General features: G+C 61.3%; 12 protein-coding genes and 1 tRNA gene. 5 read left to right on the plus strand and 8 right to left on the minus strand.

Annotated features, from left to right (window positions below):
- Positions 1-8 precede the first annotated feature (8 nt).
- Positions 9-1,883, plus strand: a complete 1,875-nt coding sequence (gene rpoD / locus K8B33_RS13420; RefSeq protein ID WP_223427389.1) for an RNA polymerase sigma factor RpoD — start codon at positions 9-11, stop codon at positions 1,881-1,883.
- A 111-nt stretch (positions 1,884-1,994) separates the two neighbouring features.
- Positions 1,995-2,071 (plus strand) — tRNA-Ile (locus tag K8B33_RS13425).
- An 80-nt stretch (positions 2,072-2,151) separates the two neighbouring features.
- Here the strand turns inward: K8B33_RS13425 and K8B33_RS13430 are convergent.
- The 3 genes from K8B33_RS13430 to K8B33_RS13440 form a co-directional block, all read right to left on the minus strand.
- Positions 2,152-2,322 carry a CsbD family protein gene (locus tag K8B33_RS13430; protein ID WP_223427392.1) on the minus strand — a complete coding sequence of 57 codons (171 nt, stop codon included), beginning with the start codon at positions 2,320-2,322 and terminating at the stop codon, positions 2,152-2,154.
- A gap of 180 nt (positions 2,323-2,502) precedes the next feature.
- Positions 2,503-3,390, minus strand: a complete 888-nt coding sequence (locus K8B33_RS13435) for an Abi family protein (protein ID WP_223427394.1) — start codon at positions 3,388-3,390, stop codon at positions 2,503-2,505.
- Between the two features lie 128 nt (positions 3,391-3,518).
- Positions 3,519-4,337, minus strand: coding sequence for a PaaX family transcriptional regulator C-terminal domain-containing protein (locus tag K8B33_RS13440; RefSeq protein WP_223427396.1), 819 nt, complete (start codon positions 4,335-4,337; stop codon positions 3,519-3,521).
- Positions 4,338-4,541: 204 nt separating this feature from the next.
- Here K8B33_RS13440 and K8B33_RS13445 point away from each other — a divergent pair, with 204 nt between their 5' ends.
- Together K8B33_RS13445 and K8B33_RS13450 are read left to right on the plus strand one after the other, a co-directional pair.
- Positions 4,542-5,456: a crotonase/enoyl-CoA hydratase family protein gene (locus tag K8B33_RS13445; protein ID WP_223427397.1), complete on the plus strand. Its 915-nt coding sequence runs from the start codon at positions 4,542-4,544 to the stop codon at positions 5,454-5,456.
- A 13-nt stretch (positions 5,457-5,469) separates the two neighbouring features.
- Positions 5,470-6,513 carry a fatty acid desaturase family protein gene (locus K8B33_RS13450; RefSeq protein ID WP_223427398.1) on the plus strand — a complete coding sequence of 348 codons (1,044 nt, stop codon included), beginning with the start codon at positions 5,470-5,472 and terminating at the stop codon, positions 6,511-6,513.
- Positions 6,514-6,533: 20 nt separating this feature from the next.
- Here K8B33_RS13450 and K8B33_RS13455 read toward each other — a convergent pair whose 3' ends face one another.
- Complete coding sequence (locus K8B33_RS13455; protein WP_223427399.1) at positions 6,534-6,980, minus strand: SRPBCC family protein; 447 nt, start codon at positions 6,978-6,980, stop codon at positions 6,534-6,536.
- 133 nt (positions 6,981-7,113) lie between these two features.
- Here K8B33_RS13455 and K8B33_RS13460 point away from each other — a divergent pair, with 133 nt between their 5' ends.
- Positions 7,114-8,628 (plus strand): protein adenylyltransferase SelO, encoded by a 1,515-nt coding sequence (locus K8B33_RS13460; RefSeq protein WP_223427400.1) that lies wholly within the window; start codon positions 7,114-7,116, stop codon positions 8,626-8,628.
- 7 nt (positions 8,629-8,635) lie between these two features.
- Here the strand turns inward: K8B33_RS13460 and K8B33_RS13465 are convergent, their stop codons facing one another.
- The 4 genes from K8B33_RS13465 to K8B33_RS13480 form a co-directional block, all read right to left on the minus strand.
- Positions 8,636-9,340 carry a hypothetical protein gene (locus K8B33_RS13465; protein ID WP_223427402.1) on the minus strand — a complete coding sequence of 235 codons (705 nt, stop codon included), beginning with the start codon at positions 9,338-9,340 and terminating at the stop codon, positions 8,636-8,638.
- On the minus strand, positions 9,337-10,374 hold the full coding sequence (locus tag K8B33_RS13470; RefSeq protein ID WP_223427403.1) for an OmpA family protein: 1,038 nt from the start codon (positions 10,372-10,374) through the stop codon (positions 9,337-9,339). The genes K8B33_RS13465 and K8B33_RS13470 overlap by 4 nt, the downstream gene beginning before the upstream one ends.
- 177 nt (positions 10,375-10,551) lie before the next feature.
- Complete coding sequence (locus tag K8B33_RS13475; RefSeq protein ID WP_223427404.1) at positions 10,552-11,892, minus strand: thiolase family protein; 1,341 nt, start codon at positions 11,890-11,892, stop codon at positions 10,552-10,554.
- On the minus strand, positions 11,889-12,791 hold the full coding sequence (locus tag K8B33_RS13480; RefSeq protein ID WP_223427405.1) for a MaoC/PaaZ C-terminal domain-containing protein: 903 nt from the start codon (positions 12,789-12,791) through the stop codon (positions 11,889-11,891). The genes K8B33_RS13475 and K8B33_RS13480 overlap by 4 nt, the downstream gene beginning before the upstream one ends.
- Positions 12,792-12,856 lie beyond the last annotated feature (65 nt).

Raw genomic sequence — 12,856 nt, forward strand, 5'->3', positions numbered from 1 at the left:
GCCGCGACATGACATCGCAGAAAGAGCAGCAGCAGTCACAGCTGAAGCAGCTGATCGCTTTGGGCAAAGAGCAGGGTTACCTGACCTATGCTGAGGTGAACGACCACCTGCCGGATTCGATCACTGACACCGATCAGGTGGAAGACATCATCCAGATGATCAACGACATGGGGATTCCCGTCGTTGAGAAGGCATCTGATGCCGAACAGCTGATGATGGATGAGAACACCGACAGCCCGGATGAAATTGCCGCCGAGGAAGCCGCTGCGGTACTGGCTTCCGTGGAATCCGAACCGGGCCGCACCACCGACCCGGTGCGCATGTACATGCGCGAAATGGGCACCGTGGAGCTGCTGACCCGCGAAGGCGAAATCGAAATCGCCAAGCGCATCGAGGAAGGCATCCGCGAAGTGCTGCACGCCATGGCCTACTGGCCCGGCACCGTGGAAATCGTGCTGGCCGAGTTCGACCGCGTGACCGCCGAAGAGCGTCGCATTTCCGACATCATCGCCGGCTATCTCGACCCCAACGACGATGGCGCCGCTGCCCCCTCTGCCCCGGCCGAGCCGCAGTTCGCCAACCGCAAGGACGAGAAAGACAAGAAAGACGACGCTGACGAAGACGACAGCGACGACGATGATGACGACGAGGACGATGGCAGCCTGGACCCGGTGCTGGCCGCCGAGCGTTTCAACGCCCTGCGCGCCCAGTGGGAAAAAACCCAGCGCTCCCTGAAGCGCAACGGCCGCGACCACGCCACCACCGCCAAGCACATGGAACAGCTGGCCGAGCAGTTCACCATCTTCAAACTGGTGCCCCGCATCTATGAAGAGCTGCTGCGCCAAGTGCGCATGACCCTGGACGTGATTCGCCGCCATGAACGCGAAATCATGGCACTGGCCATCCGCCGCGGCGGCATGGACCGCAAGGAATTCATCAAGTCGTTCCCCGGCAACGAAACCAATATCGACTGGGCCGACAAGCAGACCCGCAGCAAGAAAGTGAAGCTGGACAACGACCGCTTCAACGCCGTCAAGGGCGACATCGTGCGCGCCCAGAAACGCGTGCTGCAGATCGAGGAAGCCGCTGGCGTCCCGGTCGCCGACATCAAGGAAATCAACCGCCGCGTCTCCATCGGCGAAGCCAAGGCCCGCCGCGCCAAGAAAGAAATGGTCGAGGCCAACCTGCGTCTGGTGATTTCCATCGCCAAGAAATACACCAACCGCGGCCTGCAGTTCCTCGATCTGATTCAGGAAGGCAACATCGGCCTGATGAAAGCCGTGGACAAGTTCGAATACCGCCGTGGCTACAAGTTCTCCACCTATGCCACCTGGTGGATTCGCCAGGCCATTACCCGCTCCATCGCTGACCAGGCGCGCACCATCCGTATTCCGGTACACATGATCGAGACCATCAACAAGATCAACCGGGTACAGCGCCAGATGCTGCAGGAAATGGGCCGCGAACCTACTCCGGAAGAACTGGGCGTACGCCTGGAAATGCCGGAAGACAAGGTGCGCAAGGTGCTGAAGATCGCCAAAGAACCGATTTCCATGGAAACCCCCATCGGCGACGATGAAGATTCCAGCCTTGGCGATTTCATCGAGGACGGCAACATCGAATCCCCGGTGGACTCCGCCACCATGCTCGGCCTGGAAGAAGCGACCCGCGAGGTACTGGCGAACCTGACCGCCCGCGAAGCAAAAGTCCTGCGCATGCGCTTCGGCATCGACATGAACACCGACCACACCCTGGAAGAAGTCGGCAAACAGTTCGACGTCACCCGGGAACGGATTCGTCAGATCGAAGCCAAGGCCCTGCGCAAACTGCGCCATCCGTCGCGCAGCGAACACCTGCGCAGCTTCCTCGATGGCGACAGCTGATTAACACTTGAAACACACCGCCAGCCGCTGCATTATTCAGCGGCTGGCGCGTTTACAGCACCCGCAAGACCGCAAAAAAATTAATACAGCGTTTCTGATTTTCAGCTTTCCGGGCCTATAGCTCAGTTGGTTAGAGCAGGGGACTCATAATCCCTTGGTCCCTGGTTCGAGTCCAGGTGGGCCCACCACATTTCTCGTTTTCTACTTGCACATAAAAAACCGGGCGGACAAAAGTCCACCCGGCCATCGCGCTTCGTCATTACGTCAGTTATTTCTTCACATCGTTTTTCGCGTCGCCATAGGCGCCCTGAATCTTTCCTTCTTGATTCTTCACCTTGCCTTTGACTTCCATTTCCTTGTTGCCCAGGGTCTGGCCCGTCTTCTCTTTGACTTTGCCTTCAACCTGCTTGGCCGTACCTTTAACCTGATCCTTGTTCATGGTGTGCTCCCAGCGTCATTAACTATCGGAACCAACTCTGAATTCGCATTGGCTACACCAGAGACTGGGCTTTGTATGACGGCAGGTCTATACGGCACGGCGTATCTTCGCGTTGTTTTACAAGCACGTTTATCAAAAAAGTAAAATGGGTAATATTTCCTGCACCCAGGCGGGGCGGGGTCACCTCCAAACCGGGAGATTCCGCCAGCCCTCGGGAAAGCCCATGGCATGAGCATCAATATGATGCTGCACCAGCAAATCTCCCAACCTTTTCTTCCACTGACTATCCGGGCATACAACATCCATCAGCGCCGCCAGCATTACCAATGTGTTGTATATACGCCTTTGCTGGCCAGGGTTGAAACTGCTAACCAACGCCGCCGGTTTAGTACGAGGCAGCGACATAGTCACAGTGAGGCCACGGTTCCAGACACGACAGTGATGGGCGCACAGATTGCGCACATACGCCAGATGGCGAACAAACCCTTTCAGGACATTTTGATCAAGCCCATACACTCGTGCCAGCAGCGCCCTGTCTGATGGAACCATATGAGTAATCCAGCGCGATAGCATACCCAGCGACATGATCTCACTGACAGACCGTACTGGCGGCGAGACCGGGTTGCTGTAGGTACGGCAATAATGCTGGATGAATATCTCATCAGAACGAGAAATCTCGTCCTGCAATTTGCCCAGGTGACGAGCATGAAGCTTTTGGTCCGTAGCCAGGCTCGCATCAAGATAACTGTGAGGGCCATGTTTGTGGGCCATGTGATAAGCCCACTGAGCACGCAGGGAGACCTCGACTCTCTCAATCGCATCCAGCAATAGCAGACGGAACTCTCGATCAAAAATGTAGAGATTCAGCACATCATCAAAAGACGCGCCTGACCTGAACCTGTGACTGGCATGATCTTCTTCGAAAGGTAGCCAGTACCCGGTCAACCGATAGTAGTTGATATGCGCAAGGTAGTGCCCGGCTCGATCTGCATCAGGAATAATCAACCCACGGGCCTGTAGCAGCTCCAGCTGCTCTTGCCAGGTCCGGGCGGGCTTGGTGAAATCCATTTTCAGCCCCTCATAAACAAGTAACCCGCCGGTTTGAGGGTACTCCGAAGAGCATAGCCTTGGCGGGTATTGTTACGACGTATGATACTGCCCATGGCAATTTCAGCGCAAGTCCGAGCCAACCCGCCTCAGTCAACGGAGCCAGCGCTCTCTGGAGCGGCAGAAAATGCCGCATCCCGCAGGCGCCGCCATATGTCGTGGCCGACTTCATCGATGTCCTGCACAGCCGCCAGGCAGTCTCGGCGTGCCGCGCTGTCCACGAGTGGGTCGGGAAGAAGGGGGTCGTAGATCATCTGGCGGATAACCGCGTTGCCCAGCAGAAAGGATTCGCGTGCGGCTTCGTCCAGATCCAGTGCCGGCATCTTTGCCAGCCATTCCCGAATGCGCCGGGTGGATTCGCGATATTGCGCGGTAAGCGCCGGGCCGTCCCACAGTGTGCGGGCCTGGGCCTCGCTCGCCGGGTCCAGGGCCTGGGCGCGCCAGACCAGGGCTTCGGCGTCCAGGCCAAGCCGTTGCAGGCGCTGGCGCAGTGCCGCGATATCTTCCACCAGGTTGTCTGGCCTGAGGTAGATGTCCCGTTGCAGGGCTTCGAAGCCGGCCAGGCGCAGCGCGCGCTGGCGCCGGTTCATGGCCGGTTTGTCGCTGCGTTTCAGTTCGCCGGTATGCACCATCAGCCAGTCACCCTGCCAGGGCCTGATACGCGCCTCCGCCTGTTTCCAGAGGCCAAGTTCGCCGGCGAGACCCACTGCTTTCGCCCCCAGGCGATAGCTGCCACGCCCGACGGCCTCGATCAGCCCCGCCGCATTCAGCCGCACCAGCGCCACGCGCACGCTGTTGGCCCGCACGCCGAACAGGGCGCAGGCGGACACCGCTTCGCGGGCCTCCAGCTCCCGGTCATCAGCCGCGAGCAAGAGGGTCAGGATCAGATCTTTCGGGTTCAGCTGCATGACCATCCTCTTTATCAGCCGGCAAGTATCCCCTTGCAGACCCCTGGGGACCACCTTCCAGGCGCTTTCCAGGCGCTTTTCAGGCATGGGCCCGGCATGGGCCCGGCATGGATCAGAATGTTACTCATAAAAGTTAATATTGACAAACTATGTAACAACCAATAGAAATGACGGATCACATCGGCATCTGAGTGGCAGGCAACCATGGATACATTGAAGACGATGACCTACGAGGTCACAGGTCGCATCGCCCGTATTACGCTGAACCGGCCAGCCCGCGGCAACGGCATCACCATGGACATGCCCCGCGAGATGGCGGCCTGTGTCGAGCAGGCCAACCTGGACCCGGCGGTGCACGTTATCGCCCTGGCGGGCAACGGTTCCGGCTTCTGCGGCGGTTACGATCTGGTGGACAGCGCCCAGGACATGACGATGGACAACCCCGGCGGCGACTGGCCGCCCGGCTCGCCGCTGGACCCGCTGGTGCAGCGCGAGAACCACCGGCCTGACCGCACCTGGGACCCGATGACCGACTACGCCATGATGAGCCGCAATATGCGCGGCTTCATGAGCCTGTTCCACTCGGACAAGCCAGTGGTCTGCAAGGTGCACGGTTTCTGCGTTGCAGGCGGCACCGACATGGCCCTGTGCTCCGATCTGCTGGTCATCGCGGACGACGCCAAGATCGGCTATCCGCCAGCGCGGGTCTGGGGCTCCCCCACCACATCGCTGTGGTTTCATCGCCTTGGCCTGGAAAAGGCAAAGCGCCTGCTGTTCACCGGTGACTGTCTGTCCGGCAAGGAAGCACAGGCGTGGGGGCTCGCTATCGAATCGGCGCCGCCAGAGGCGCTGGGCACTCGCTTTGAAGCCCTGCTGGAACGCATTGCGCGCATGCCCGTCAATCAGTTGATCATGATGAAGCTGCTGCTGAACCAGTCCGTCATGCAGCAGGGCCTGCACACCACCCAGATTCTGGGCACGGTATTCGATGGCATCACCCGACACACGCCGGAAGGCTACGCCTTTCAGCAACGCGCGGCCGAAGCCGGATTCAAGCAAGCAGTGCGCGAACGCGACGAACCGTTCGGCGACTTCGGCCTGTCATCATTCAAGGGGTAGAGGAAAAACAATCATGCACAACGCCACCACTGTCCCGGACATCACCCGACGCAAAGTCACCGAAATATTCACGCGTGATGAAATCAGAATGCTCACCGCGCGTTCCGATATCCGTGGCTTCATCGCCGTCGGCTTTACCTGGCTGACTATCTGCGCGTCGTTCGTTGCGCTTGCCTGGGCCAGCCAACAATCTTTGCTGATTTTTATCCCCGTGCTGCTGCTCGCCCTGTGCGTGCTGGGCGGCCGCCAACTCAGTCTTGCCATTCAGATGCATGATGCGTCCCATGGCACGCTGTTCAAGCGCAAATGGCTGAACAATGTGGCGGCTGACTGGTTGTGTGCACGGCCCATCTGGAACGATCTGCACAAGTACCGCGCCCATCACATCGTGCATCACACCCACACCGGGCAAGCGCAGGATCCCGATCTGTCTCTGGTGGCGCCCTTCCCGACCACACGCCAATCCCTGGCACGCAAACTGTTGCGCGATATGGCGGGCGTCACCGGCATCAAGTTCTTTATCGGCCGCTTTCTGATGGATGCGGGTTATCTCAAATGGACCGTGGCCAACGATGTGGTGCGCCTGCCGGGCGAAGGCATGACACCCTGGCGCCGCCTCATCATGTTTGTGCGCAACGTGACGCCTACGGTGATCGTTAACGGCGTGATGTTCGCAGTGCTCTGGGCGTCGGGTTACCCCTGGTTGTTCGCGGTCTGGATACTGGCATACATGACCACGTTTTCATTGTTCGTCCGCATTCGCTCGATGGCGGAACATGCCTGCACTGAAACCGGCTCTGAAACCGGCTCTGAAACCCGCTCTGAAAAAAGCCCCGACATGTTCCTGAATACCCGAACCACCCGCGCCGGGCTGCTCGCCCGCGCGACTGTCGCGCCCCTGAACGTGAATTATCACATCGAGCATCATGTCATGGCGTCGGTGCCGTATTTCCGCTTACCGATGATGCACCGCATGCTGCGCCAGCGCGGCGCGGTGCAGGCGCCGCCGGGCTATCTTGATGTGCTGCGTATCGTGTCGTCGAAGGCGGCTGCCTGAGGGGGCATGCCCCCTCAGAGTCACCCCTCAGGAATCTCCGGCTCAACCAGCTTCGCCAACTGGATCAGCGATTCCTGCCAGCCCAGATAGCAGGCCTCTTCCGGGATCACATCCGGTACACCGTCCTGGGTGATATGCAGCTCAGTGCCGCAGGACACTGCCTTGAACGTCACCGTCACATTGATGGTGCCCGGCATGTTCGGGTCATCGAACTGGTCGGTGTAGCGGATCTGCTTGTGGGGGTCCAGTTCAAGATACTCGCCGCCGAAGGCGTGGCTTTGGCCGGTGGTGAAATTGGTGAATGACATCTTGTAGGTGCCACCCACCCGGGCGTCGAGGTGCTCGACCTTGCCGGTGAAGCCGTTGGGCGGCAGCCATTTGACCTTGGCCTCCGGGTCGAGGAACGCGCGGTAGACGCGCTCGGGCGGTGCTTGCAGAACACGATGGAGGCGGATGGTATGTGGCATGGGAATGCTCCTGTCTGAAACGCATGAGGGAATGAACACCCCGTGGTCGTTGCCCGGCACCGCATTTCGACAGGCCATCTCTGCTATCCTTGTCCTGCACGTCCCTTCATCCCGCTGTCGCCGGAGCTCGACCATGTCCAACGCCTCGCCCCCCTACGGCTTCCGCTTTGCCGACCCGGAAAACAGCTACGCCTCGCTGCCAGCGTCGATGTTTGCGCATTGCGAGCCCACCGCCGTCAAGGCGCCGGTGATAACGCTGTTCAACACGGCACTGGCGACCTCTTTGGGGCTGGATGCGGCGGCGCTCAACACGCCAGAGGGGGCCATGCTGCTGGGCGGCAATACCGTGCCAGCGGGCAGCACGCCCCTGGCCCAGGCCTATGCCGGGCATCAGTTTGGTCACCCGAACATGCTCGGCGACGGGCGCGCCATTCTGCTCTTTGAGCAGCGCGCGCCGGATGGCCAGCTTTATGACATTCAGCTCAAGGGCGCCGGCCGCACGCCCTATTCCCGTGGCGGCGATGGCCGCGCGGGGCTGGGGCCAATGCTGCGCGAGTACATCATCAGCGAAGCCATGCAGGCGCTGGGCATTGCCACCACGCGCAGTCTGGCGGTGGTCAGCACCGGCGAACCGGTGCAACGGGAAACAGCGCTGCCAGGCGCAGTGCTGACCCGGGTCGCCACCTCCCATGTGCGCGTCGGCACGTTTCAGTTTGCCGCCAGCCGCGAGGACAAGGCGTCACTGCAGGCGTTGGTGGATTTCGTGATTGCGCGACACTATCTACAACTGAAGTTACAACTGCAGCCACAACTGGCTTCCGATTCGGGCAGCGCCTCCAACACGGCGCTGGTATTGATCGAGGCAGTGATGGATCGGCAGATTGATCTGGTGGTGGACTGGATGCGGGTGGGGTTTATTCATGGCGTGTTGAATACGGACAACGTGACCTTGTCCGGTGAGACCATCGACTATGGCCCCTGCGCGTTCATGGACAGTTACCACCCGGAAACCGTATTCAGCTCCATCGATCATCAGGGCCGCTACGCGTACGCGAACCAGCCCGCCATCACACAATGGAACCTGGCCCGTTTCGCGGAAACCCTGCTGCCCCTGATTGCTGACGACCCGGAGCAAGCGGTCGCCCCGGCCACGGATCTGATCCGGTCATTCCCGCAGCGCTATGCTGAAAAATGGCTGGCGATGATGCGCCGCAAGCTTGGCCTGTTTGGCGAGGATCCGGCGGACGAGGCACTCGCGACGGATCTGTTGAAGTGGATGCAGTCACAAGCGGCGGATTACACCAATACATTCCGAGATCTGAGCAGTGAAACCCGCCCGGAAGGCGCGCCTTATGACAGCGCTGATTTCCGCAGCTGGTACGATCGCTGGCAGGCACGGCTGGCAAAAAACACGAAGCCACTGGCATCGTCACTGTGCCTGATGCGCAACAGCAATCCGGCCATCATCCCGCGCAACCATCAAGTGGAAAAAGCCCTGGACGCCGCCAGCAGCCAGAACGATCTGGCACCGACACAACAACTGCTGGCGGTATTGGCAACGCCCTATGAAGACGGCCCGGACAAAGCAGCCTTCAAGGCACCGCCCGCCCCGGAAGAGCGGGTGTGCCAGACGTTCTGCGGCACCTGACAGCCGCTTACGGCGCGTCCGCGAAACGGGGCTGCCAGGGCACTGCCGCCATGTCGGCCCGATCACGCTCGTCCGCAAATCCTGGCAACGCCTCGATGCGCTGGAAAAATTCTCGCGAGTGCAGCAGAACGTCCCTGACCTCATAGGCGTGCCGCGCGGCATCCCGTTGTCGCGCCTCGGCGGCCTCAGCGATGGAGGAGAACCGGTTTTGCGCCACCAGGAATCTGTCCACCTCCTGGTCGCTGAAGCCCGCCAGCGCGACGATGGCCGGCACATCCAGGCTGTTGGCAACGCGTCCGTTGCCTGTGGCATTTTTTCGGCATGTCGCCGCATTCAACCGCTCACCCGACAAGAACAGCGTGCTCACCGAACGGACATGCCGGCACAGGGCGGCATCCCCGGTATGAAACGCCACATCACGGAAGCAACCGCTGCGCACATAGCTCACTCTGGTGCCCCGCGCGTTGAACGCCGACCGGGTCAGGCTCTGCGGGTGGATGAGGTAGCACGGCTTGGCGGAATCCAGATAGCGCGCCAGATAAAGAAACTGGAATTCCACATCGTCGGGATCGCGCGGCGCTGCGAAGCCGACTTGTTCGTCCGCGCCGCTGATGAGACCGCAGCCGCTGAGGGCCAGCAGCAGGGCCATTATCGGGGCCATCAACAAGCCCCGCAACAGCCCCGCCCGGTGCCCGACATCTGCGCGGTTCATCGCAGCACCAGCTCTACGCGGCGATTCTGTTCGCGACCCGCCTCGCTGGCGTTGCTGGCCCGGGGCGCCATAAAGCTGGCGCCCTTCGGCGTCATGCGCCCGGCAGCAATACCGAAATCCCGCACCAGTGCCTGGCGTACCGCTGAAGCGCGCCGCAGCGACAGATCCGCGTTGTAATCGAAACTGCCCTGGTTGTCGGTGTGCCCCACCACCAGCACCTCGATATCCGGATGTGCTGCCAGCAACGCCGCCATCTGCGTCAGCGCTTCGCTGGACTCACTCCGCAGTGCGGCGCTGTCATGATCAAAGAAGATGCCGTCCACCACGGCATGGCCCTCAGCGGTGAGCGAGGCGCGGAGTTCATCGGCACTGCGGGCGCCCGTCTGCACCTGCCCGGTCTGCATGGCTTGCCCTTCCACCACTACTTTGTGGATAACGGGCGCCGCCTGCTGATCCTGGATATACAGAAAAACGTGGGTGCGACCGGCGTCGTTATTGCGCTCGGCCAGCAGGGCGCGGGTGCCGCCACGCACCAGAATGGTGGGATGCAGCGCATTGCGCATGTTGCGCCAGTAATCGTCGGGGAAGGTGACGTTTCTGACGTAAGCGCCGATCTGTCGACCACAGCCGGTTTGCTCGGCGCATTCAAAGCGCACGCTAAAACCGTCAGCGGTAAGCGCAGCCTGATAGTTGCGCTGTATTTCCAGCGGGCTTCTGCCTGCCGGCGCTTCGTAGGTCAGCCAGGTGACGCGTCCCTCAAGCAGCATCTGCAACGGCTGCAGGACCTCCTGATTCCAACCGCTGCGAAGATGGTAGGCATCCATCGGAATCGGCCCGAGGGGCAAGGCCACCTCGTCGTAGTCACGCGCCATATAGCCCTGCATGGTGGCGCCCGCGAAGCGGCTGACGAGCGGATTGTCCTGCCCCGGCTCCGAGGCAACGGTAATCATTGGTGCTGTGGTTACGACCGCGATGATCAGCGGGCGCAACCCCTGCGCCATTTCTGCTATGACCCTTTTTGTGATCCTTTTCATGGCCCTGTTCATGACCGTACTGGCTCCCTGCAACCCCCTTGGATGTCCTTCTCTGTTTACCACCGGCCACGCGACATTTCCATGCGCCAGGTCCGTCCCCGGCAGAACCTTTACGCCACGTCCGCTCACAGCGTCCGTTACACGCCGTCGTTACACGCCGTCCATTACGTGGCGTCGTTACACGCCGTCAGGATTTTCCAGCAGCAGCGCGGCGCCCAGGCCGCCACCGGCGCAGGTGGACACCACCGCAAAGCGTTTGCCCTCCTGGCGCAGCCGCTGCGCTGCGGTGAGCAGCAAGCGGCAGCCGGTGGCGGCAAAGGGATTACCCAGAGACAGGGAACCGCCCCAGGCATTCAGGCTGTCACGGGGGATTTCACCGTGGGGCATGTCACTGCCGTGGCGAGCACGGACGAAGTCGGCATCGGCCATGCAGGCCATATTGACCAGCATCTGCGCCGCGAAGGCTTCGTGGATTTCCCATACGCCGATATCGGCGAAGCTCAGGCCGCTACGTGCCAGCAGCGGCGGGATCGACATGGCCGGGCCGAGCAGCATTTCATCCTGCAAGGTGTCGACACCGGCAAGCAAGTAATCGCGCACGATGGCCAACGGCTTCAGGCCGCGGCGCGTGGCTTCTTCACGGCTGGCCAGCAACAACGCGCCAGCGCCGTCGGTAAAGCGCGAGGCATTACCGGGGGTGATGACCCCGTGCTCCCGATCAAACACCGGCGCCAGTTTGCCCAGCCGCTCCGCCGTCGCATCGGCACGCGGGGTGTTGTCTGCGTCGGCGGTTTCGCCAGCCTTGTTGGTCACCGCCGTAATCTGCCCGGCCAGATGCCCGGCGCTTGCCGCCCCGACCGCTCGGGCATGGCTTTCCGCCGCGTACGCATCGCAGGCTTCACGGGACACAGCGCGAGGATCAGCTGCGCCTTTCACCATGCGCTCGCAGGCCACCCCCATGGTCATGCCGGTGGTGTAGTCGCTGCCATCGGGAATATCCAGCCCCAGATCGCGCAGCCGCAGCCCACCCAGCACTTTCATGCGCTCGCCGAAATCCTTGCGCTGGCGCAGCTTCATCAGGGCGCGGCGAATCCCCTGCCCCAGCCGCACCGGCACATCGGAAAAGTTTTCCGTGCCACCCGCGATGCCCAGCGTCAGGCGACCCAGACGAATCTGGTCGCACAGGTTCATCACGCCCACGTTCGGGGAAATCCCCGCCATGGCCACGGTATAGGCCGGCGTGCGGCTGGCCATGCCCGCCGCCAGCATCGCCTCGCGGGCCACGTTGGTCGTCTCCACCTCGTGCAGCACCGTGCCCATGATCACCAACTCGATATCCGCCGCCGGCACACCGGCGCGGTCCAGCAAACCGCGCAGCGCTGCGGCGCCCAGCTCGTAACTCATGAGGTCGGCATACAGGCCCGCGCTGTCCAGGAACGGCGTACGCGTCCCCGCAGCAATCACCGGCTGGAGCTCTTCCGGCGTGGGATTCACCCGGGTCGCATTGAACTGGCTCATACATCACCTCGCAACAACACATCACCGGCCTGGTACGTATTGCCAGCGCCATCGATCAGGCGCACACCATAGCGACCGTTGTCGTCCTTGCTTTGCGTCATCTGGATCGACAACAACGGGCTCGGCAACGGCAGCGGCCGGATAAAGCGCACATCAATTTCTGCGATGTCGTGGCCCTGATGACGGATCGTCTCGAACACCTGCGCAAAGCACCCATAGCCGTGCATGATGCAGCCCTTGAAGCGAGTGCGTTTCGCCATGGCGGGCAACGTGTGGATCGGATTGAAATCGCCGGTCAGCTTGAAGAAGGTCACGCCCTCGCGCGCACCGGCTTGCCACTGGCCGATGGTGGCAAAATCTCGCTCCGCCGGTGCAGGAGACTTGTCCCCTTTGGGCCGCGACTTGATCATCACCGCCGCATAGGAATCGATGATCATCGCCTGCGGATCAGCCTTCGGCCCGATGCTGATGCGGCTGTGAATGCGCGCCCGGTAGCCGTCATCGCTGGCATCCAGCAACTCACCGTGCAACTGGAACACGCCCGTGCGCGGTAGCGGTGTATTGATGCGCAGGCAGACGCCCTGGTTCAGCACACTCAGCAGAGGATAAGGTGCTCGCGCCGTCAGCCGCGAAATGGTGCCCATGGCCATACGCGCCGCGGCAAAATGCGGCGGCAGCGTAGCGCCGAAGCGCGCCGTATCCATGCCACTCCAGCTGTCATAGGCCGCCAGCAGCGCCGCCGACGGCGCCTTCATGGTCAGATCCAGCGGCGTGGTATCCAGGCCGCCTTTTCTGGGCAACGGCAACACCGACCGCAGGCCACCACTGGCCATGGCCCAGGCGACAGGCAGATTTTCCAGAATAAAGCGGCTTGGCACCGCAGCAGACGATTCAGACATGGTCTTTCCCGTGGACATGATCTTTTCCGTGAAAGGAAACATGCAGCGGATTCTAGTGGACCCAC

It is taken from the genome of Alcanivorax limicola (assembly GCF_019931215.1).
GTDB classification, from domain to species: Bacteria; Pseudomonadota; Gammaproteobacteria; order Pseudomonadales; family Alcanivoracaceae; genus Isoalcanivorax; species Isoalcanivorax limicola.

Bases quoted from the DNA above. Each gene is read 5' to 3' on its own strand.
- rpoD (WP_223427389.1), top strand. From the start codon at position 9: ATGACATCGCAGAAAGAGCAGCAGCAGTCACAGCTGAAGCAGCTGATC.
- K8B33_RS13430 (WP_223427392.1), bottom strand. From the start codon at position 2,322: ATGAACAAGGATCAGGTTAAAGGTACGGCCAAGCAGGTTGAAGGCAAA.
- K8B33_RS13435 (WP_223427394.1), bottom strand. From the start codon at position 3,390: ATGGATTTCACCAAGCCCGCCCGGACCTGGCAAGAGCAGCTGGAGCTG.
- K8B33_RS13440 (WP_223427396.1), bottom strand. From the start codon at position 4,337: ATGCAGCTGAACCCGAAAGATCTGATCCTGACCCTCTTGCTCGCGGCT.
- K8B33_RS13445 (WP_223427397.1), top strand. From the start codon at position 4,542: ATGGATACATTGAAGACGATGACCTACGAGGTCACAGGTCGCATCGCC.
- K8B33_RS13450 (WP_223427398.1), top strand. From the start codon at position 5,470: ATGCACAACGCCACCACTGTCCCGGACATCACCCGACGCAAAGTCACC.
- K8B33_RS13455 (WP_223427399.1), bottom strand. From the start codon at position 6,980: ATGCCACATACCATCCGCCTCCATCGTGTTCTGCAAGCACCGCCCGAG.
- K8B33_RS13460 (WP_223427400.1), top strand. From the start codon at position 7,114: ATGTCCAACGCCTCGCCCCCCTACGGCTTCCGCTTTGCCGACCCGGAA.
- K8B33_RS13465 (WP_223427402.1), bottom strand. From the start codon at position 9,340: ATGAACCGCGCAGATGTCGGGCACCGGGCGGGGCTGTTGCGGGGCTTG.
- K8B33_RS13470 (WP_223427403.1), bottom strand. From the start codon at position 10,374: ATGAAAAGGATCACAAAAAGGGTCATAGCAGAAATGGCGCAGGGGTTG.
- K8B33_RS13475 (WP_223427404.1), bottom strand. From the start codon at position 11,892: ATGAGCCAGTTCAATGCGACCCGGGTGAATCCCACGCCGGAAGAGCTC.
- K8B33_RS13480 (WP_223427405.1), bottom strand. From the start codon at position 12,791: ATGTCTGAATCGTCTGCTGCGGTGCCAAGCCGCTTTATTCTGGAAAAT.